22 protein-coding genes are annotated in these 21,170 nt (G+C 43.0%); 16 read left to right on the top strand and 6 right to left on the bottom strand.

The features are described from left to right. Nucleotides 1–9: 9 nt before the first annotated feature. The 4 genes from HBHAL_RS06125 to HBHAL_RS06145 all read left to right on the top strand — a co-directional run bounded on the left by HBHAL_RS06125 (nucleotide 10) and on the right by HBHAL_RS06145 (nucleotide 3,505). The gene (locus tag HBHAL_RS06125) at nucleotides 10–1,074 is read left to right on the top strand and encodes a sensor histidine kinase (RefSeq protein WP_014642476.1); all 1,065 of its coding nucleotides are present in this window, start codon (nucleotides 10–12) and stop codon (nucleotides 1,072–1,074) included. Next, nucleotides 1,071–1,703 (top strand): response regulator, encoded by a 633-nt coding sequence (locus HBHAL_RS06130; protein WP_014642477.1) that lies wholly within the window; start codon nucleotides 1,071–1,073, stop codon nucleotides 1,701–1,703. The genes HBHAL_RS06125 and HBHAL_RS06130 overlap by 4 nt, the downstream gene beginning before the upstream one ends. An 883-nt stretch (nucleotides 1,704–2,586) precedes the next feature. After that, on the top strand, nucleotides 2,587–2,994 hold the full coding sequence (locus HBHAL_RS06140; protein WP_014642480.1) for a disulfide oxidoreductase: 408 nt from the start codon (nucleotides 2,587–2,589) through the stop codon (nucleotides 2,992–2,994). A gap of 13 nt (nucleotides 2,995–3,007) precedes the next feature. Beyond that, nucleotides 3,008–3,505, top strand: a complete 498-nt coding sequence (locus HBHAL_RS06145; protein WP_014642481.1) for a thioredoxin family protein — start codon at nucleotides 3,008–3,010, stop codon at nucleotides 3,503–3,505. A 34-nt stretch (nucleotides 3,506–3,539) separates the two neighbouring features. On the opposite strand, the gene HBHAL_RS06150 is transcribed toward HBHAL_RS06145, so the two are convergent. After that, nucleotides 3,540–4,043, bottom strand: coding sequence for an antibiotic biosynthesis monooxygenase family protein (locus tag HBHAL_RS06150; protein ID WP_014642482.1), 504 nt, complete (start codon nucleotides 4,041–4,043; stop codon nucleotides 3,540–3,542). Between the two features lie 97 nt (nucleotides 4,044–4,140). Between HBHAL_RS06150 and HBHAL_RS06155 the strand changes: the two genes are divergently transcribed. The 5 genes from HBHAL_RS06155 to HBHAL_RS06175 all read left to right on the top strand — a co-directional run bounded on the left by HBHAL_RS06155 (nucleotide 4,141) and on the right by HBHAL_RS06175 (nucleotide 10,974). Then, entirely contained in the window at nucleotides 4,141–6,315 is a 2,175-nt protein-coding gene (locus HBHAL_RS06155) for a transglycosylase domain-containing protein (protein ID WP_014642483.1), read from the top strand. Nucleotides 6,316–6,426: 111 nt separating this feature from the next. Further along, a complete protein-coding gene (gene hemE / locus HBHAL_RS06160) occupies nucleotides 6,427–7,464 on the top strand; it encodes a uroporphyrinogen decarboxylase (RefSeq protein ID WP_014642484.1) in 1,038 nt (345 codons plus the stop codon). A 12-nt stretch (nucleotides 7,465–7,476) separates the two neighbouring features. Continuing rightward, a complete protein-coding gene (hemH, locus tag HBHAL_RS06165) occupies nucleotides 7,477–8,412 on the top strand; it encodes a ferrochelatase (protein WP_014642485.1) in 936 nt (311 codons plus the stop codon). Nucleotides 8,413–8,414: 2 nt separating this feature from the next. Then, on the top strand, nucleotides 8,415–9,830 hold the full coding sequence (gene hemY / locus HBHAL_RS06170; RefSeq protein ID WP_014642486.1) for a protoporphyrinogen oxidase: 1,416 nt from the start codon (nucleotides 8,415–8,417) through the stop codon (nucleotides 9,828–9,830). A 130-nt stretch (nucleotides 9,831–9,960) separates the two neighbouring features. Next, a complete protein-coding gene (locus HBHAL_RS06175; RefSeq protein WP_014642487.1) occupies nucleotides 9,961–10,974 on the top strand; it encodes a LacI family DNA-binding transcriptional regulator in 1,014 nt (337 codons plus the stop codon). 231 nt (nucleotides 10,975–11,205) lie between these two features. Here HBHAL_RS06175 and HBHAL_RS06180 read toward each other — a convergent pair whose 3' ends face one another. Together HBHAL_RS06180 and yhfH are read right to left on the bottom strand one after the other, a co-directional pair. Further along, entirely contained in the window at nucleotides 11,206–11,670 is a 465-nt protein-coding gene (locus HBHAL_RS06180) for a hypothetical protein (protein ID WP_014642488.1), read from the bottom strand. A 328-nt stretch (nucleotides 11,671–11,998) separates the two neighbouring features. Then, complete coding sequence (gene yhfH / locus HBHAL_RS20755) at nucleotides 11,999–12,127, bottom strand: protein YhfH (RefSeq protein ID WP_087946050.1); 129 nt, start codon at nucleotides 12,125–12,127, stop codon at nucleotides 11,999–12,001. A 118-nt stretch (nucleotides 12,128–12,245) separates the two neighbouring features. Here yhfH and HBHAL_RS06185 point away from each other — a divergent pair, with 118 nt between their 5' ends. From HBHAL_RS06185 to HBHAL_RS06195, 3 genes are all read left to right on the top strand, one after another. Beyond that, complete coding sequence (locus HBHAL_RS06185; protein ID WP_014642490.1) at nucleotides 12,246–12,977, top strand: MBL fold metallo-hydrolase; 732 nt, start codon at nucleotides 12,246–12,248, stop codon at nucleotides 12,975–12,977. 68 nt (nucleotides 12,978–13,045) lie between these two features. Next, nucleotides 13,046–14,047, top strand: coding sequence for a lipoate--protein ligase (locus HBHAL_RS06190; protein ID WP_041601225.1), 1,002 nt, complete (start codon nucleotides 13,046–13,048; stop codon nucleotides 14,045–14,047). A 166-nt stretch (nucleotides 14,048–14,213) separates the two neighbouring features. Beyond that, complete coding sequence (locus tag HBHAL_RS06195) at nucleotides 14,214–15,752, top strand: fatty acid--CoA ligase family protein (protein WP_014642492.1); 1,539 nt, start codon at nucleotides 14,214–14,216, stop codon at nucleotides 15,750–15,752. 1,189 nt (nucleotides 15,753–16,941) lie between these two features. Here the strand turns inward: HBHAL_RS06195 and HBHAL_RS06200 are convergent. Together HBHAL_RS06200 and HBHAL_RS06205 are read right to left on the bottom strand one after the other, a co-directional pair. Beyond that, nucleotides 16,942–17,472, bottom strand: coding sequence for a GNAT family N-acetyltransferase (locus HBHAL_RS06200; RefSeq protein ID WP_014642493.1), 531 nt, complete (start codon nucleotides 17,470–17,472; stop codon nucleotides 16,942–16,944). 579 nt (nucleotides 17,473–18,051) lie between these two features. Further along, nucleotides 18,052–18,516, bottom strand: coding sequence for a DUF3939 domain-containing protein (locus HBHAL_RS06205; protein WP_014642494.1), 465 nt, complete (start codon nucleotides 18,514–18,516; stop codon nucleotides 18,052–18,054). Between the two features lie 49 nt (nucleotides 18,517–18,565). Between HBHAL_RS06205 and HBHAL_RS21935 the strand changes: the two genes are divergently transcribed. Then, on the top strand, nucleotides 18,566–18,688 hold the full coding sequence (locus HBHAL_RS21935; RefSeq protein ID WP_014642495.1) for a hypothetical protein: 123 nt from the start codon (nucleotides 18,566–18,568) through the stop codon (nucleotides 18,686–18,688). Between the two features lie 142 nt (nucleotides 18,689–18,830). Further along, nucleotides 18,831–19,358, top strand: coding sequence for a competence protein ComK (locus tag HBHAL_RS06210; RefSeq protein WP_014642496.1), 528 nt, complete (start codon nucleotides 18,831–18,833; stop codon nucleotides 19,356–19,358). Here HBHAL_RS06210 and HBHAL_RS06215 read toward each other — a convergent pair. Further along, nucleotides 19,279–19,695, bottom strand: coding sequence for a hypothetical protein (locus HBHAL_RS06215; protein WP_014642497.1), 417 nt, complete (start codon nucleotides 19,693–19,695; stop codon nucleotides 19,279–19,281). The two genes, HBHAL_RS06210 and HBHAL_RS06215, sit on opposite strands and share 80 nt — an antisense overlap. A 213-nt stretch (nucleotides 19,696–19,908) precedes the next feature. Between HBHAL_RS06215 and HBHAL_RS06220 the strand changes: the two genes are divergently transcribed. Then, on the top strand, nucleotides 19,909–20,556 hold the full coding sequence (locus HBHAL_RS06220; RefSeq protein ID WP_014642498.1) for a TVP38/TMEM64 family protein: 648 nt from the start codon (nucleotides 19,909–19,911) through the stop codon (nucleotides 20,554–20,556). Between the two features lie 55 nt (nucleotides 20,557–20,611). Continuing rightward, nucleotides 20,612–21,148, top strand: a complete 537-nt coding sequence (gene lepB / locus HBHAL_RS06225) for a signal peptidase I (protein WP_014642499.1) — start codon at nucleotides 20,612–20,614, stop codon at nucleotides 21,146–21,148. Nucleotides 21,149–21,170 lie beyond the last annotated feature (22 nt).

Raw genomic sequence — 21,170 nt, forward strand, 5'->3', positions numbered from 1 at the left:
GGGAGCAGAATGTTTAAGCAGTTGAACAGTATCCGATATATGTATATTCGTTCGCATTTGTACGGGCTTATCTTGAATATATTTATTATGCTTGCGCTGCTTCTCTCTGTTCATGTGTGGTTTAATCCTAATTGGCTTCACCCCGGTGCGATCTTGTTTTTTATCGCTTCTTATCTCTTAGTAGGATTTGTAATGGCGGTCTATGCCGGCTTCAAGTCAAGCGGGGATATGAAACAACGTATGGACTATATTTCTACGATGATTACCAGGCTTGCCCGCGGCGAACTGTCATCACGATTATATTTTAATGAGGATGATGAAATTTCAGGAATCGCTGACGAGCTGAACACGCTTGGGGAGAAGCTGCACCAGCAGCGGGAATCTCTTCTGAAACTTGCGGATGAAAAAGGTGAACTGGCGCGTACTGCACACAAGGCGGCGACCATTGAAGAGCGGCAGCGGCTGGCAAGAGATCTTCACGATGCGGTCAGTCAGCAGCTGTTTGCTTTAACTATGATGGCTCAGGCGGCTGGTCGTGTAATTGAAAAGAAACCCGAACAAGCCAAAAAACAGCTGAAGGAAATTACTCAAATGGCTTTGCAGGCTCAAACAGAAATGAGAGCGCTGCTTCTACATTTGCGGCCGGTTCACTTATCAGGTGAACCCCTGGGGCAGGGGATTGCTTCGCTCATTGAAGAACTGAAGCAAAAATGTTCTCTTGATTTCAAGGTTCAATTGGAAGACGTTACAGATTTGTCGAAAACGACGGAAGAACATCTTTTCAGAGTGGTCCAGGAAGCACTATCGAACATTCTCCGGCATGCAAACGCTAAGGAAGTCAAGGTGGAAATGACGAGCTCCAGCCGTGAAGTTTTTTTACATATTGCTGATGACGGCTCGGGATTTCATGCAGAAGACAAACAGGATAATAAAGCATCTTATGGATTAAAAACGATGAGAGAACGCTGTGAAGAGGTGGGTGGCGAGTTCACGATCCGTTCCCGCGTAGGAGAAGGGACTCACATTGACCTTCGAGTTCCTAAACAGCTATCTATTAAGGAGGCAGAAGAGTGATACGTGTCGTAGTTATTGACGATCATGAAGTGGTTCGTAAGGGAGTCATCGCTTATCTAAATACGGAAGAGGAGCTTGAGATTGTCGGAGAAGCTTCAGACGGTCATACAGGAGCAGCGCTTGTAAAAGAGTTAAAACCTGATGTGGTATTAATGGATTTAATTATGGAAAATGGGACGGGGATTGAAGCTACGGAAGAAATAATGAAGTCAGAGATATGCAGAATTATTATTCTGACGAGCTTTTATGATGATGAAAAAGTGTTTCCGGCACTAGAAGCTGGAGCATTCAGCTATATGCTGAAAACTTCTTCTGCTGACGAAATTGCCGAGGCGATCAAGAAAGCTTACCGCGGTGAAAACGTGATTGAGCCGAAAGTGGCTACCAAGATGATGACTCGTTTCCGTCAGGATAAGAAACCTCATGAAGAATTGACCAATCGTGAGCGGGAAGTTTTATTATGTATTGGAGAAGGGATGACCAATCAGGAGATTAGTGACAACCTTTTCATCGGAATTAAAACGGTAAAAACGCATGTAAGCAATGTGCTCAGCAAGTTAGAAGTACAGGATCGTACTCAAGCGGCTGTCTATGTCCATCGCAATGGTCTGTTGAAAAAAGATTCATAAGATCAAGTTCTTTACACAGGCATTGGTTCAAGAAAAGCTCCCGTTTGTTTAAGACTCAGTTTCGAGACAATTGGGTCCTTTACGTTAAATGGAGGAGGGCTGGTGGGGAAATAACTCGCTTTCCTATGGCCCTACACGACGTGGGGTCGATCGACGTTGCCACAGGACGTGGCGATCTTAGTCGATCCTCCTTTTTACGTTGAGCTTCCTCGCTCGTTTCACTCCCTGCGGGATCTCACCTAGTTCCTTCTCCCATGGGAGTCTCGTCATTTCCCCACCAATCAACTCTAATTTTGCGAACGGACCCTTCTTTAGAAGGGCAGGTGTTGGACTTAATCCTTTCTAAATCCAGTGGTATCAGACCTTTTCTATCAAAACTTAGAGAAAACAGGAACTCATGGCATGATTTTTATATATCCTTTCCAAGTGATTTTTGCCAATGTTTCGAGCCTCTCATTTCAGCAAGGTCCGGAGGGGGACGATGAAGACTCCTGTGGGATAAACATGATCGGTAAGATCCCGGAAGGCGAAGCCTGAGGAAGCTTACCACATGCCCACGGAAAGCGAAATCGTCCCCCGCAGGACCTTCACTGTGAACCAATATCTCGAATTCGAGTCTTCAACTATTCGGCCCTATTGTTCAATAACTTTTATGAAAAGTAAACAGTAACGTTTACAATGCCAGGCAAGTAAAAAAAGAAATATTAAGCTTTTATAGAGTACGAGTTGATACGTTCTCGACACCCGTAAAGCCACTTCGTGTGGCTTTTTTGCGTTTCTGTGACAACTTTGTGATAAGTGCAGATTAGAGGTAAAACTATTTTGTTTTCGAAACAATCCCTAGTATAATATCAAGTTAGAGAGGTAGAAAGGAAAATGACGAATGAAGGCGAATCATGAAAATCGATTGTTTATCATTTGGGCGGCCGCGCTTACCGCCACAGCAGGAAGCTTATTCTTTTCAGAGGTTCTTGGCTATGAACCTTGTGAGCTATGCTGGTACCAGCGTATCCTCATGTATCCACTTGTGATTATATATGGGGTCGGACTGGTTAAGAAAAATTCAGCTATGACACTGCCGGGGCTCATTCTCAGCGGGATTGGGGTCATTGTTTCGCTGTATCATTACTTAATGCAGAAAGTTCCCGCGATAGGAGCAGGGGATGCTTGTGGACTGGTTCCGTGTAATGTACAGTACATTAATATTTTTGGCTTTATTACCATTCCATTTCTGGCAGGAACCGCATTTATTATTATTTTTATCACACATCTATTGATGGTAAGGAAGTAAAGGGGAATTTAATATGAAGAAAAAAATGGTCATTTTTGGTACAGGCTTGGCTGTATTGATCGCTGTATTGATCTTTGTAGTGAACTACCAAAATAGTCAGAAGACAGCCGACAATCCTTATGGTAAGGACAACCTCAATCAAGCAACGATTGATCAGCTGGATAACGAGAATTATCAAAACCAAATTCAACCTGACGAACTAGAAGAACAAATAGAATCAGGCGAAGAAACAACCGTTTATTTTTATAGCCCTACTTGTGTTCATTGTCAGCGTACGACCCCTGTCGTTGTGCCGATGACTCAGGAGCTTGGCGTTGATATGAAGAAAATGAATCTGCTTGAGTTTGAAGATCAATGGGACAAATATGGCATTGAAGGAACGCCGACCATCGTTCATTTTGAGAATGGTGAAGAAGCGGCACGGATTTCAGGCGAACAGCCCGTAACCACTTTTGATAACTTTTTCCGTCAAGAAGTTTTAGATGAGGAGTCCGGACAGGCAGGAGAATAAAAAAAGTGAGCGGCACTGTCCGCTCACTTTTCGTTTATTCCTCTAACTGAAGCATTTGATACTTGGTAATGTAGGCCTCTCCATCAATAAATGAAGGTTTTTTCTCGTGCTTTGGTCCTGAATTTTTGTGGGCTTGTTCGAAGGATTGAGAGTTCTTCCAATCTTCAAAGTCCTGAGCATTGCGCCATTGAGTCAGCACCACGTACGTATTGCCTTTGACAGGTCTCAGAATTCGGATCGCTTGAAAGCCTTCCATATTCTCAACATTCCCTGCACGATTTTTGAAGCGGTCCTCAAATACAGGACGTCCTTCGTCAGCTACAGGAATATTATTCATAACGACGTATCCCTTAGGTTGAAGGCTGCCAACGGAGTCTACAATTTCGTACTCGCGTCCTTCTTCAAAAATTGAATTATCTCCTTCGTAATAAGCCACTGTTTTATCCTGGTCCTGCATAAATAAGAGGTGAGCATCTGGGTGTTGTTTGTCTAATTTAGCTAAGTAATTCAAAGTGCCATTTGTCATCGAAACTTTCATAATGGATGTCTCCTTTCCAACATTAATTTCAGTTTAGCAATTGAAATGGTGAACCCGCAAGTTTGAAAGAGATTGCACAAGAAAGGGTGCATATAAGTTGAAACAATATGATTATCTTAAGCCAATCCAGCGTGCGGCAAGACGTGTGCGATGGGCTGGCATAATCCTCGCTATCCTGGTCATGGCCGGTGTGTTAGGTTATATAACCATCTTGTTTGGAGGACGTTTAGTCGTTAGTGAAGAAGATCTGGTATTAGACGAAAAAACGTTTGTCGAAACAAAAGATGGAGAGGTCATTGAAGAGATTTACACGAAAAACAGGGAAATTATCGATCTATCCGATGTACCTGACCACGTGCAGCAAGCGTTTGTGGCGATTGAAGACAGTCGCTTCTACGAACATTCCGGAATTGATTTTAAATCGATTGTCCGGGCCGTCTATAAAGACATCATCGCTATGGCGAAGGTCGAAGGAGCCAGTACCATTACACAACAGCTGGCCAAAAATATATCTTTATCCAATGATAAGACGTGGATGAGAAAGACGAAAGAAGTTATGGCCGCTATTTATCTGGAGCGGAATTTTACAAAAGATGAAATTTTGGAACTTTACCTAAATCGGATCTATTTTGGAGAAGGTGTTTATGGAATTGAGGCCGCTGCCGAGCATTATTTTCAAAGTCCAGCTTCAGAACTTACAGTAGCTGAAGGCGCGCTGCTTGCTGGTATGCCGAAAGCTCCGAATTCTTATTCCCCTTTTGACAATCCGGAAGAAGCGAAAGAACGGCGCAACCTTGTTCTTTCGCGGATGAACGACACAGGAAGTATATCGGCTGCCGATATGAAGAGCTATCAGGGTGCGACTCTGGGAGCCGAAGAAGATGAATCTGAAAGCGAAACGTGGACGAATAGTTACGTTGATTTAGTAATCGCAGAAGCGGCAGAGAAATATGACATTTCCAGGGACGAGCTAAAACGCGGAGGTTACCGGGTGATTGTGGAAATGGATCCTGTCGCCCAGCGGATTGCCGCTGAGAATGTAAAAAACGGGGAATTTGTTCCCGGTACGAACGGGGAAGTTCAAGGGGCTTTAACGTTGATGGATCATGAAACAGGAGCCTTGCGCGCGGTGGTCGGCGGCAGAGATTTTAAACACGGTGATATCAACCGCGTATTAACCGCGCATCAGCCGGCGTCTGCCATCAAGCCTCTAGCCGTTTATGGACCAGCCCTTATGACTGAAGAGTACACCCCCTACACGGTTCTTCCTGATGAAAAACAGGAATTTGCGGATAATTATACTCCGGAAAATTACGACGGGGAGTATGATGGATCGGTTTCCCTTTATCAGGCGCTGAGTGAATCCAAAAACGTGGCCGCCGTATGGCTGTTGGATCAAATGGGTATTGATTATGTAAAAGGCTATTTAAAAGAGCTTGGACTTGAAACGAAAGATAAGGGTCTGGCGATTGCTCTCGGTGCGCTTTCAGAAGGATATACCCCTTTACAAATGGCGGAAGCCTATCGCAGTTTTGCTCAAAACGGAAAGGTCACAGACAGTTATACGATCACTCAAATCAAAGATCGATCCGGTGTAGTCATTCATAAGCACCAAAGCGGAGAAGAAACGGAGGTATTCAGCCCACAGACAGCCTGGTACATGACGGAAATGCTGCAAAGCGCAGTGAGCGAGGGCACGGCTAGCGCCGGTGATTATCGAAAGGCACTGGCAGGAAAAACAGGAACCCAGCAGCACTTGGACGGTGATAATAAGGATGTATGGTTTGCCGGATATACCCCGGAGTATGTCGGGACATTGTGGATGGGCTATGACCAAGCCGGGGAGAATTTCCGCTTAGAAGGCGGGAGCAGCTATCCTACCAGACTGATGAAGGACATATTATCGCAAATCGATGAGAAAAAGAACTTAAAGAAAAGCTTTGCACGTCCTGAGGGAGTAGAAGACTTGCCGGAACCGATTGAAATGCCTGATATCGAGGACGCATCAGGATCTTTAAGCTTATCTGGACTTGCGAGGTTCCGCGGAACCATCAACTGGACACCTGCGGACGACGATCGTCTCGTTTACCGTATTTACAGAGAAGAAGAAGGAGAAGATGTAAAAGTGGGGGAAGTAACTGGAAAAGGCGAGTTTAAAGTCAATGCCTTTGGAATATTTGATCAGACCACGTATTACATCGTTCCTTTTGATCCGTTGACTGGAAGAGAAGGAGAACCGTCCAATAAAGTAACCCTGAATTGGGACCTGTGAAAAAACGCACAATCTGGTGAAAATTAGTTCATTTTTCTATACAGAAGAAGGATATATCGTTATAGTGGAAATCGGATGAAAGATGAACGTGGATAAAGGAGCTAGGTGATTATGAATAAAATTGAAAACGATACGATCTTAAGAGCTTTTCAGGGAGAAAAGACGGAGCATACACCGGTTTGGTTTATGCGTCAGGCGGGCAGATCCCAGCCTGAATATCGTAAATTAAAAGAGAAATATTCGTTGTTTGAAATTACACACGAGCCGGAACTTTGCGCTTATGTAACCCGCCTTCCCGTGGAACAGTACGGAGTCGATGCCGCCATTCTTTATAAAGATATTATGTCCCCCCTTCCTGCACTGGGCGTGGACGTGGAGATTAAGAAAGGCATCGGGCCGGTGATTCACAATCCAATCCGCTCCAAAGCCGATGTGGAAAATCTGGGAACCATCGATCCTGAATCCGATGTTCCTTACGTTCTGGATACGATCAGACTTCTCACACAAGAGCAGCTGACGGTTCCTTTAATTGGCTTCAGCGGTGCACCGTTTACACTGGCGAGTTATATGGTGGAAGGTGGTCCTTCCAAGAACTATAATAAGACCAAATCCTTAATGTACAGCGAACCCATGACTTGGTTTGCTTTAATGGACAAACTGGCTGATATGGTGATCACCTATGTCCGTGCTCAAGTGAAAGCAGGGGCAAAAGCTATTCAGATCTTTGATTCATGGGTCGGTGCTTTAAATGTAGAGGACTACCGAACGTATATTAAACCAGTTATGGAAAGAATCTTCAGCGAATTACGTTCCGAGGGTGTACCGCTTATCTTATTCGGTGTAGGTGCCCGCCATCTGGCTCTTGAGTGGAATGACCTTCCAGTAGATGTGATGGGACTTGATTGGAGAATGTCCATTACCGAAGCAAGAAGTAATGGCATTACGAAACCATTACAGGGAAATCTGGATCCATCTCTATTGCTGGCCGATTGGGACGTGATTGAAGAGCGGACGAAGCGTATTATAGATGAAGGGCGCGAGCATCCGGCTCACATATTTAATCTCGGACACGGCGTCACACCTGATATCAAACCGGAAACATTGAAACGATTGACCAATCTGGTACATGAGTATTCAAAATCTAAGTAAGAGGTGACGATCATGGGTAAAAAACAAATGGGACTGCTAGTAATGGCTTATGGTACGCCATACAAAGAAGAAGATTTGGAGCGCTATTACACACACATCCGGCGCGGACGCAAGCCGACGGATGAAATGCTTCAGGATCTTAGAGACCGTTATGACGCCATTGGAGGCATTTCTCCTTTAGCAAGAATTACAGACAGCCAGGCGGAAGCTCTTCAAAATGACTTGAATGAAAATCAGGATGAAATTGAATTCAAACTATACATCGGGCTAAAACACATTGAACCTTTTGTAGAAGATGCAGTTCAACAGATGAAAGAAGACGGAATTGAAGAAGCTGTGTCCATTGTACTTGCTCCTCATTATTCCACCTTTAGTGTGAAGTCTTATAATGGACGAGCTCAAGAGGAAGCTGAGAAGCACGGCATCACCATCCGTTCCGTGGAAAGCTGGTATGATGCTCCAGGCTTCATCGACTTCTGGAAAGAAAAAATCCTCGCAGAATATTCGAAAATTGCAGAAGAAGAGAAGAAAAATACGTGCCTGATCGTATCGGCGCATAGTCTTCCAATGAAAATTCTAGAAGGCGGTGATCCTTATCCGGATCAACTGAAAAAAACCGCTGAGATGATTAGTGAAGCGACTGGAATTACTCAGTACGAAATCGGCTGGCAAAGTGAAGGTAATACACCGGATCCTTGGATTGGACCGGATGTGCAGGATCTGACCAGAGATCTGTATCATGATAAAGGGTACACGTCCTTTATTTATGCTCCCGTAGGCTTTGTATCCGATCACCTGGAAGTTCTTTATGATAATGATTACGAGTGTAAGGTAGTTTGTGATGAGGTAGGAGCGGATTACTACCGTCCAGAAATGCCTAACACTAACGATAAGTTTATTCATACGCTTGCTGGTGTCGTACTTGAAAAAGCTGAAGAGCAGCGATAAAGATGACAGAGCAAAAACGAGTACTTGTTGTTGGCGGAGGCATTTCAGGTTTAACAGCGGCTTATTATCTGCAAAAAGAACAAAAGCAGAAAAACTTACCTCTTGATGTTCAATTGATCGAAGCAAGTGATCAATTAGGAGGAAAAATTAAAACAGAAAAGAGAGATGGTTTTACGATTGAACGAGGACCTGATTCTTTTCTTGCCCGTAAAGAAAGTGCTGCAAGACTGGCTGAAGAAGTCGGTCTTGGCGATCAGCTTGTGCCAAATGGCACGGGGCAGTCTTACATTCTGGTCAATGGTAAACTTCATAAAATGCCAAGTGGTTCTTTTATGGGAATCCCGACCCGTATTCGGCCCTTCTTATTTTCCGGTCTTTTTACCCCTGCGGGAAAATTAAGAGCGTCCTTAGATTTAATAAAGCCTAAGAAACAGGTGGAAGGCGATCAGGGATTAGGTCTCTTTTTCCGCAGGCGACTTGGCAGTCAAGTGGTGGAGAATTTAATTGAACCCCTTCTTTCCGGCATTTATGCAGGAGACATTGATAAGCTGAGTCTTGAAGCAACCTTCCCTGATTTTTACCGTTTAGAGCAGGAATATGGAAGCTTAATTAAAGGGTTACGCAAAACGCGTTCCATCAGTAAACCCAAAAAAGGGGAAAAGAAACCAAGCATGTTCCGTACACTCGAACATGGCCTTGAATCCCTGGTAGATGCTGTGGAAGATAAACTTGACCCCGGCTCTGTTAGAAAGAATACAAAAGTCGATCATATCGAGAGAAAGCCTCAAGGCTATCATGTACTGTTAAGTGATGGAACTGTAGAAGAAGCGGATGCTGTCATACTGGCTGTTCCTCACTTTCAGGCACAGCGTATGCTTTCTCAATTTGATTTTATGGATCCTTTTAAAGAAGTAAATGCGACTTCTGTAGCCAATGTTGCGATGGCTTTTGACGAGTCAGCAATCAAAAAAGATATCGACGGTACAGGCTTTGTAGTATCACGGAACAGCAGCTTCAGAATTACGGCTTGCACGTGGACGCATAAAAAATGGCCTCACTCGACCCCGGCCGGGAAAGTCATGCTTCGTTGCTACGTAGGGAAACCAGATGACCAGGACGTGGTGAACCTGCCGGATGAGGACATCGTTGAGATTGCCTTGAACGATTTAAATAAAACGATGAATATTACGGATAAGCCCGACTTTTCCATTGTGACCCGCTGGTATGATGCTATGCCTCAATATCAAGTTGGCCACAAAGACCGTTTAGCAGAAATCACTGAACAATTGGATCAGCATTTGCCTGGTGTCTGTTTAGCGGGTGGTTCGTACCGTGGAATTGGTCTTCCTGATTGTATCGATCAAGGGGAAGCGGCGGTAGAAAAAGTGCTTAGCTCTATAAAGGATAATCGTATTTAAAACTGCTGCCCCCGGGCGGCAGTTTTTTTCTCTTAAATTATGAAAGGGCTTGCAAGAAAACGGAAGGATTAGTATGATTTAAATTGGAAACGTTTTCAAGTTAGCGTAAACATCATCAGGGGGAGATCAAATGGCTACGATAGAAGATGTAGCAAAGCTGGCTGGCTTATCCAGAACGACGGTATCCAGAGTCATTAATGACCAGCCCTATGTAACAGATGAGAAAAAACAGCGCATCCTTCATGCAATGGACGAACTGGGGTATGTTCCTAATTCTTCTGCACGGCGCCTGCGCAGCCAGCGCACCGAAACCATTGCTGTATTGCTGCCACGTATAACGAATCCTTTTTTCGGAAATTTAATAGAGTCCATGGAGCAGAAAGCTTCCAAAGCAGGTTACCAAGTGATTGTGTGTCAAACCCATGATTCAAAGAAGAAAGAACTCGATTACCTGCAGTTATTAAAAACGAAGCAAGTCGATGGCATTATTATGACTTCTTTAGTAAATGATTGGGAACTGATCCACCCTTACCTGGAAAATGGCCCCATTGTGTTATGTAATGAATATATGGAAAATAACCCTGTACCGATGATTCATATGGACCACCGGCGGGCGGCTTATGAAGCGGTGCAGCATTTAATTGAACAGGGATGTAAGCATTTAGCTTTTGTTCATGGGGGGCAGGAAGGGCATTTAACCTTAGAGCGGAAACGGGGATTTGAACAAGCCTTGCTGGACCACGGTCTTTCATCATCGGAGGATCAAGTGATCCAGGGGCCGATGGATGTAGGAGACGGGAGACATTTGTTCACCTATATTAAAAAAGAAATGCCTCATATTGACGGAGTATTTACCGGTTCCGATGAAGTGGCGGCCGGGATTATCTATGAAGCTGCCCATTCTGATTGGAAGATTCCCGAAGACCTCTCGGTGGTCGGCTTTGACAATCAGATGCTTTCCCTTCTTATGGTGCCTTCCATCACAACGATTGAGCAGCCTGTGAAGAAGTTAGCTGATAAAACTGTAGAAGTCTTACTGAAACAGCTGCTTCATCCCGACCCAGTGCGTGGGAAGAGCCATGTATTTGACCACAAACTTGTAGTCAGAGGATCGACAAGGAAAGAAGAATTAATCATACATTAAACCCACTATTCTGTGGGTTTTTTCTTTTGATAAATTCATCGTGTAGATTTTAAGTTAACAAGATATATTAAGGAGGAGATGGTGACCGGGAAAGCAAATCTCAGCCACAGCAACCCAGGTGTTGGATTGTGCTGTGCGCTGCTATAATTGTGTCCTCCGGCCCCGGAAAACCGCAGCTCCTAATTAAAGGGATCGAAACGACTCTTTGTTCCATTAGTTGAATTAGCTTTTTTAGGAGAGTCGTGCTAAGGGTTTCGCGGCTTTTATCACTTGGGAGAAATACCAATCGATAACGATAAGGCCTATGCCATAGATGATCACGGAGTATAAGATGTGCCAGCCCTGATCATAGATGATTTTACCTACGGATAAAGCATAAATTTCAAAGCCATTCAAGATCACCATAAATAAAGGATACATAATCCAGCGGCGAATTTGTTTATAGTAAAGAAAATAAATAAACCATGCAGCAACAATGGGATTGTAACCAAAATCGATAAAGATGGTATTCATTAAATGAATTTTTCCTTCAGGAATTAAGAGCCAAAAGCCCAATTGCACTCCTAACTGATTACCTGCCATCGAAAATAAAGCAGTAAATGGAACAACGGTATATAATAACACCCGGGCGCGTTTAAAAAGAAAAACTCCGCTAATCCAGGGGAGAATAAATCCTAATATGATATTTATCAGCAAAGTTGAATCCCCCTCTGAATAGACATGCTGAGGCATTTGTCTTTTATTATTATGGGACGGTGCTTCTTTGTTATAAATGTTAATTTATGTAAATGTTTAGTAAGTACTTGGATTCTTAAATTTTTATTAGAGATTGCTCTTCTTATAATCTGAAGCGCTGTAACTGGATAGTGACGTGAAGGAAAGCTGGTCTCAAGGGTTAAAACTGTAATGTAACAGTTCTGAAAAACAGGAAAGTGAAAAATAAAAAATTCCAAAAAAAAAGCAGCTTTTATACAGCTGCTCCAAATTACATGTTCCAGATTCATTTTTTTGTGGAATACTAGAATTAGTGAGCCGGGTGGTCGCATTCGTCGCAAACGTTACCGTAGCAATCAGCTTTTTCCTGGATAACATCACCGCACTTGGAGCATTGTTTCTCGGGCAAATTACGGAAGAATTCAATTACGCTCATCATGTTACATCGCCTCCAATTAATTTAGTGTAAAGTCATTGTATTATAACAATATGCAGAAATCAACAGTCTGTTATAAAACAATTAAAAAATAGGCAAAAAGATACAAGGAGTGGTAAAGATGAAAGTGACAGTAATTGGTTATTGGGGAGCCTATCCTGAGGCAGGAAGCGCTACTTCAGGATATTTATATGAACAGGACGGGTTCAAAATGCTCGTTGATTGCGGAAGTGGTGTACTATCCCGGCTGCAGCAGTTTACCAATCTTACGGATCTTGATGCGGTGGTGCTGTCGCATTATCACCACGACCATATAGCCGATATTGGTCCTTTACAGTACGCTTATCTTGTACAAAACTCTCTGAATGACACCAGTGAGGTGCTGCCTATCTACGGGCATAAGGAAGATAAAGAAGCGTTTAAAGCACTAACTCACCAGTACACCAAAGGAGTAGAGTATGATCCTGAACAGAGTTTACAAGTAGGACCGTTTACAATTGATTTTCAAAAAACAGAGCATCCGGTTCCTTGCTATGGGATGAGCATTACGGATGGAAATAAAACAGTGGTTTATACAGCCGATACTAGTTACTTCACTGAATGGGGAGAATTTGCTAAGAATGCCGACCTTCTAATTACGGATACCAATTTCTTTAAAGGAATGGATGGAAAAGGACCTGGTCATATGACAAGTACAGAAGCGGCTTCAATTGCAGCTGAGGCTTCAGTTGGTACCCTATGGCTCAGCCATCTGCCTCACTTTGGTGTACAGGGACGGCTGCTGCAGGAAGCGCAGGATGTTTTTGAAGGAACTATTCAAGTAGCCTCGGAAGGTTTAACGTGGGGAGAATAGATTGTCTAAACATGTCGAAACCATTACAATAGAGAATTAGAACAGTTTTAGTGGAAAGGATGAGAATGATGCTATTTATTGATCACGAAGGAATCAATGACCCTACGATTAACCTTGCGATCGAGGAATACGCGTTGAAAAACCTCGATATTAACGAAACGTACCTGCTTTTTTACGTAAATGAGCCATCCATCATTATTGGGAAAAACCAGAACACAGTGGAAGAAATTAATACCAATTACGTGGAGAAGAACGGTATTCACGTTGTACGCCGCTTATCTGGCGGAGGAGCCGTTTACCATGACCTTGGTAATTTAAATTTTAGTTTTATTACAAAGGATGATGGAGATAGCTTTCACGATTTCGCTAAATTCACAAAACCAGTAACCACCGCACTGAAACAGATCGGCGTAAATGCGGAATTGTCCGGCCGAAATGATGTAGTTGCTGAAGACGGCCGTAAAATTTCAGGAAATGCTCAATTTTCAACCAAAGGCCGGATGTTCAGTCATGGAACGCTGATGCTGGATTCGGAAATTGAAAATGTGGTATCTGCTCTTAATGTAAAAACTGAAAAGATTAAATCCAAGGGCATCAAATCTATTCGCAGCCGCGTAGCGAATATTTCTGAGTTTCTTGAAGAAAAAATCTCTATGCAGGAATTCAAAAACCTTATTCTGCGCCATATTTTCGACGTTGAAGATGTAAAAGATGTACCTCAATATAAATTAACGGAGAAAGATTGGGAGAATATCTATAAGCTTGCGGAAGAGAGATACCGCAACTGGGACTGGAACTATGGCAAATCTCCTAAATTCAACATTCAGCATACCGAACGCATTGAAGGTGCCGGCAGTTATGATGTACGTTTGGATGTAGCGAAAGGCTATATTAAAAATGCTAAAATTTATGGCGATTTCTTCGGTGTAGGGGACATTAATGATGTAGAAGAGAAGCTGATTGGCACGCAATACAACCGTCAGGCTATCGCAGAAGCTCTCGAAGATATTGATATTTCTCAGTATTTAGGGAAAATCAGTGTAGAGCAGTTTTTGGATATCGTATATTAAACTAACTTATAAAGATGATAAAAGATTCCTCATGCGATGGGGGATCTTTTTTATACTTCTTTGACGAAACTTGCTAATTAATTGTCAGTATTTTATAATTAGAATGAAAATTTAAAACAATGATATGAATGAGTATTCATTCAGAATAAAAAAAGGGGAGTCATTCATGAATTTAAGTGAACAGTTGTCCGTAACAGCTCAGCGTAACCCTTCTAAAGATGCTTACATATTTCAGGGACAAAAGGTGAGTTATCAAGAATTTGATGCGTCGGTTACGAAGTTTGCTTCCAGATTAACCGAATTAGGCTACGGGAGGCAGGACCACATTGCCCTTGTCAGTGGAAACAGTCCGTTGTTTATGATCGGCTTGTACGGAGCACTGCGCGCAGGGATTACGGTTATTCCCATCAATCCGACTTATACAGCCGATGAAATGAGCTACATCCTGAAGAATGGAGATGTGAAAGCTGTCATCACGATGGATGTATTACTTGAACTATTTGAGAAAATGGATGACCAGTTAGAGGTGTATCATTACTTTACGGCAGACACAGGTTCAGGTATTGATTTGAACAGCTCTCCGTTATCCCAAAAAATGAAATCGTTTACAAACGTATTGTCGGAAGGGAAACTGGATTACGAACCTCCAAGTCTGGATTCTGAAGATACAGCCGTTATTCTCTACACTTCCGGCACAACGGGTAAACCCAAAGGAGCGATGCTCACGCACAAAAACCTGTATTCCAATGCGGTAGATGTCGCTAATTACTTGCAAATATCATCGGATGATCGTGTCATAGCTACTTTACCTATGTTCCATGTATTCTGCTTAACGGTCGCTTTAAACGCTCCGATTATGAACGGAGGGACGGTCTTAATTGTGCCGAAATTCTCCCCGCAGAATGTATTTACCATAGCTGAGGAATATCAAGCTACCGTCTTTGCAGGTGTACCAACTATGTATAACTACCTGCAGCAAACCGGCAAGGATAAAGTTCACACATTCTCCAATATGAGACTCTGCATATCCGGCGGTTCTTCTCTTCCAGTTGCTCTGCTGGAGTCGTTTGAAAACCAATTTAATGTGCGAATCTCAGAAGGGTATGGTTTATCAGAGGCTTCTCCTGTTACGACCTTTAACCCTCTTGATCGCCCTCGAAAAGCTGGGTCTATTGGGGCTAATATTCGTAACGTAGAAAATAAAGTGGTGGATGAACTGGGAGATGAGGTTCCAGTCGGAGAAGTAGGCGAATTGATCGTCCGTGGTCCGAACGTGATGAAAGGCTATTATAAGTTACCTGAAGAAACGGCTGTAACTATACGGGAAGGCTGGCTTTACACAGGAGATATGGCAAGGGTGGATGAGGAAGGGTATTTTTATATTGTGGATCGCAAAAAGGATATGATTCTTGTAGGCGGCTACAATGTTTATCCAAGAGAAGTAGAGGAAGTATTATATAATCATCCGGATATTACGGAAGTCGCTGTGGTCGGAGCCCCTGACCCAGAGCTTGGGGAGACCGTCATCAGCTTTGTAGTATCCAGCAATCCTTCCATTAATGAAGAGGCATTGCACGAGTACTGCCGGGAACATTTAGCTAAATATAAAGTTCCTTCCCGAATAGAGTTCATGGAAGAACTGCCTAAAAACACGACCGGTAAAATCCTTCGGAAGAATTTACGCGAAAAACTGGCTCAATCTTAATGAGTTAAATTCTAAAACTGAGATGGTACAGCGATTATATAAGTAGATAAGGGTTTGTTAAAGTATAGGGCCGGATTGTGGAAGACTTGTTTTCGAGATAAATGGGGTCCGTTACGATATATGGAAGAGGGCTGGTGGGGAAATAACTCGCTTTCCTATGGGGGAACGGGGAGCTTCCTCACTCGTTTCACTCCCTGCGGGATCTCCCCTAGTTCCTTCTCCCATGGGAGTCTCGCCATTTCCCCACCAACTCCGCCGAGTAAGAATAACGGACTCTTTTATAAGAGAGGATGCTCACCTTCTTAATCGGTCCTAAATGCTTTTATGAGAGGCTATTCCACACCGGTATAGCCTGAAAATAGCCTCATGATCACATGCTTTTTTCTCATGAACCCGTCGATGTCTTAAATGGTTTCGAGTTTCTGATTTGGCCAGGTCCGGATGGGGACGATGAAGACTCCTAGGTTAAAAGCGGAAGCACCTTGCTCAGCGGCGTATGGACTGGACATAGGAAGTTCGACTAAGATCGCCACGTCGTGTGGCAACGTCGAACGACCCTGCGTCATGCAGGGCCAAATGTGGAGGTGCCTTGTCCAGGCTCGACAAGCTTAAGAACGAGCATGAAAGGAAGGGCTCTTCTTCCTATCATGCTCGTTCTTAAGACCTCGAGAGGCTAGGCACCGAAACTAGCCTTGAGCTGGCGGAGATAAAGAAAACACGAAGAGCGGAGCGATTCGATGTTGCCTTATCGTACAGAAGTGAGGGAAGTCTCACTAGCCGCTAGGTGCTGGATCTGGAGAGCACTACATGTCGTTTAGGACATGATTGACGTTTGCAACTTCCTAAAGGGTAAGAGCGGGATAAACATGATCGGTGAGACCCCGGAAAGCTTTAGCTTGAGGAGGCTCAGCACATATAAGAAGTTCGACTAAGATCGCCACGTCCTGTGGCAACGTCGAACGACCCTGCGTCGTGCAGGGCCGGAAAGCGAGTCGTTCCCCGCAGGACCTCTCTCTTACGAGATATCTCGAAATCAAGTCTTACACAAACGGGAGCTTATCTTTAATAATCAACAGGGAGTTTGGCAGAGTTGATTTATAAATGCCTCCATTCTAAAAAGATTCCGGGAACATATTGTTCTCCGGAATCTTTTTTTATTCCTACGGGTCACTTTTTTTGAGGTTTTTAATTAAATCTCGTCCATATATTTTTCCATGCGAATATCTTCCCACATCTGCCCCTGCCAATAAGTAAAATCAGGAATACGGCCAATCTCTTTATATCCCAGGTTCTTGTACAGTTTCTGAGCAGGAAAGTTAAATTCAAATACTCCCAGCTCGATACGGTCAAGTCCTTTCGTCTTGATTTGCTTCTCCAAGAATCGGATTGCTTTGTACCCCGCTCCTTTACCTCTCGCTTCCGGTTCGCCGATCGTAATCCCGATCCAGGCTGTTCCGGGTTCTTTTTTGTAAAGGTGTTCTGGATCCACCATGTAATTCATCGAGCCGACCAGTTGTTCATTCACATAGATAAGGTAAGTATAGTGATGAGCGAGGTTTTCTTGTAAGTCTTCCAGGGTCATAAGAGACCGTTTCTCCAACTCAGACTGGTTTTGATTGGGTCGTGTGAGTGGAATCAGTTCAGGGTCGTTTTCCCATCGGTTAAATGTATCAACCAGATGGCAGGCTGGTTCTTTTAATTCTACGAAATGAATTCTCATGGTTCGCTCCTTTCGTGTACAAAGTGGATCTTATCTTACAATATTATTGAATATATGTTTCGGAAGAGTGCAAGCAGCTGATGCGGCACCCCGCAATGATCCCTTTACATGTACAAAAATAAAAAAAGAAAATAAATTAATTTAAGAGTTTTTGTGTTTAAGTGCTGGAAAGGAAATGGAGATTATTTGAATGGGAAAGGCGCAAAAGAAGTTATATAGCCCAAATATAAGCGGTCAATTTGTAAAGTAATGGATGTAAGATGTCATATCCTAGTAACTTCGCAATCGGTTGCGGTCTTCCGCAATATCTTTTCGGTGAATCTTGATTATTTGTATATTACAATAAGAATAGATAAGCGATGATGCTTATTGATTTTACTATTTATGATGTGGTGATCATAAATAGGTCAGTAACTTTGTTACTGATGAGTGTATTCTGTGAAGAAGTTTCCTTACAGAAACTTTTTCAAATTTAATCCCTCACTCAAAAGTTAACCAGTCGTCTCTTTGGCCAATGCTTCCAATAGCATTGGTCCTTTTTTTGTATTTTTTTAAGAAAGCTTTTCTGTATAGATTCGCTTACTTTTTTTTCTTGTACGTAATCATAAATTCTTCCGTTGTCATATAAAAGTCTCTTTTTGGTCTTTCGGGTAACAGGTCGAGCTTTTCGAGCTTATAATAATTTATCCTCTTATAAGGATCATTATCGATCACGGGAACTTCCTGAGTTTGTTTCATGTATTCATCTACAGCCTGCTGCACAGTATCAATATCTTTAGCTAGTTGTAAATCTTCCTCTTCAAACAGTTCATACGTTTTTCGTGACATGTAAAAGTTTTTTCTGGGAATAGCGTTTAAATAGGGAGCAAGAAGTTCGTAATCAAGAGTTAAATCCTGATTGATCACGACACTAAGAGGAACTTCATTAGGTTTGTGATCAGCGAAAGCATGAACCGCTTTTCTGATTTCGTCGATGGAGAGATCACTGATTTCCAGAGGTTGATCATTATGCTTAGGTTTTTGCTTTTTTTTACGGTTCCACACGTATATTCCTCCTTTAGAATGATTGAAAAATGACATGGGGGTACGTCAATTGAAAGATAAACCAAATCTTCAGCCAGAACTCGATTTTTTTACATTGCTGAATCCGGACTTCGGTCAAAGGGAGGCAGAAGGAGACAGAGAACAACAAGCCAGGCAAAAAGAGGAGGCATAACCGTAGTATATCAGAATTGGTATAATTCCACATTTATTAAGAATGTTTAGACTTTATACTCAGTATTATGGTAAATTTAAGAAGATAAGCGGCGGGGTCCAGGAAAACTACCGCCGGCTTAATAGAAAGGATGATTACTAGAATGGAGTATCTTCAAAAAAAAGAATATGAGGTGAACCCTCAAACGATGGCCCTGATTGCTAAGTATGATCAGCAAGGGCAAGTAATTACACACGTGGTTGAGCAGCATGGAAGCTTTGAAGTGTTAAAATGTCCAAGCCAGGTGGTCGATGATTCCTGCCGTTATTTTGCAAGCAGTCTGGAAGGCCGTATTCTAGGCACAAAGCAAGTAACCAGCTATACCCACAAACCTCCTATTGTGATATCTGAAGCGATGGGTATATATTTCTTCCCAATTATTTCTCCTAAACGTAAAGAGTGCTCCTGGATCGCTTTAAAATACATCCAAACCCACAAGGGTGAAAGCGATCATACGACAACGATACAATTTTCCAATGGGACAAGCCTCAATCTTCCCGTATCGGTGGGGATGTTTGCCAACCAGCTTCACCGCACCGCTCATTTCAGATTTATTCTTGAGGATCGTCTTCACGCTTCTCAACCCCCGCTGGATGCTTCTCACGATTTGAGGTTTGGGACCTCTTCATAAGTTCTGATAGAATCACTTCTACTTTCTTGCGGATGGCCGGGTTAAAGTAGTTTCGTTTCTCTTCGTAGCCGTGAGCTAAGAATAAAAATGAGGTGAATGAATCATTTCTGCCGGTTTCAACGACTTGCAGCTTATGATGATCCATTTTCTGGCGGAGCTTTCTCCGTTCTTCGCGTGCTTCCAACTCCATCTTTCCCAACAGTTCTAAATAAGGTTCTTTTATTTTGAATTTCCCTAATTCAAAGTGCTTTCGATCCTGCTTGATGACAGCAATCGCCATTGATAGAAATAAATAGCGTGAAGCCAGATCCAGCTCTTTTTGTTTTAAATAACGCATACTATTCTCCTCCAAAAGGGAACGTTTGTTCTGTTTTTATTATATCACGTGAAGGAACATATTATGCAAGTGAATTTCGGAAAAGGTTATAAATGGAAATGGATGGGGGAGCTAGGAATAAACAGATTTCTGGTAGGCATACGAGAAGGTTTCATATAAAATGGAGAAAAGAAGCACTGGTTTTCTCGGTGTGAATAAGGAGCAGCACCGTCCATGTACTTATTTACTTTCTCACTAGAGCGTTACAAAAGAATGGCTGAAAACGATCAGCTTTTTGATTATGTGATCCAGCAGCTGGAGCAATTAGAAAGTTTTGGGCCACTGCCGGGAATTCTGCTTCCTTTGCTGGAAGCTTTTCTGCCGATCCTGCCCTTAGTGGCTTTTGTACTGGCAAACTCGGTCGTGTATGGCTTGTTTAAAGGGTTTTTGTATTCATGGATTGGTTCCGTAGCGGGCGCCCTCTGCGTTTTTCTTATTATTCGAAGACTTGGAAGAAAACGGTTCCTTCGCTTTATCACCCGTCATGAACAGGTGAAAAAAGTCATGACCTGGGTGGAAGAGCATGGGTTTGGTCCTTTGTTTCTTTTAATGTGCTTTCCATTTTCACCTTCATCCATTATTAATGTCGTCTCAGGTCTATCGAACGTGAGCCGGCAGCAGTTTATGCTGGCAGCGATTTTAGGGAAGTCGGTTATGATTTTTACGATTGCTTATGTGGGGTCAAGTATCGCTTCATTTGCTCAAAATCCGATGAAATCGGTCATTGTCGGAATCTGCATTCTATTATTCTGGACGGCAGGGAAATATATAGAAAAGCGGATTCAGAGAAGAGCAGAGAGGACGGGGCGCGTAAGTGATTAAGTTTAATCCGGGAAGGGTAAAATAGGGGTAGAAAGAAGACCTGGAGGATTAAACTATGAAAAAATATCGTAATCTTATCCGGACTGTATTGCTTGCTTTATTGCTAGCTTTCGTTTTTCGTTCTTTCTTTTTCGCAAGCTATATCGTGGATGGCGAATCCATGGAGCCTACTTTGTATGACGGAAACTTATTGATGGTCAATAAAGTCGTCTATGATTTACAGGACATTGGAAGACAGGACGTGATCGTTTTCCATGCAAACGAAAAGGAAGATTATGTGAAGCGGGTGATCGGTGTAGGAGGAGATGAGATCGCTGTGCGGGAGGACGAGCTTTATGTAAATGGAAAGCGCGTGAAGGAGACGTATCTCGAAGCGTTGAGACCGCATGACGGTAAGGCTTTCACAAGCGACTTTACCTTAGAAGGTGTTATCGGTCAGATGCAGGTTCCTGAAGGCCACCTGTTTGTTTTAGGAGATAATCGCAGAGACAGTCTGGACAGCCGTTATTTTGGTTTCGTGCCCATCGAAAAGGTGGTAGGAAAAGTGGATGTACGCTACTGGCCATTTTCCCAATTGGCTCTACAATTTTAGAAGAGAATTCCAGCCGTCCGTT

Source organism: Halobacillus halophilus DSM 2266 (assembly GCF_000284515.1).
Classification (GTDB): Bacteria; Bacillota; Bacilli; order Bacillales; family Halobacillaceae; genus Halobacillus; species Halobacillus halophilus.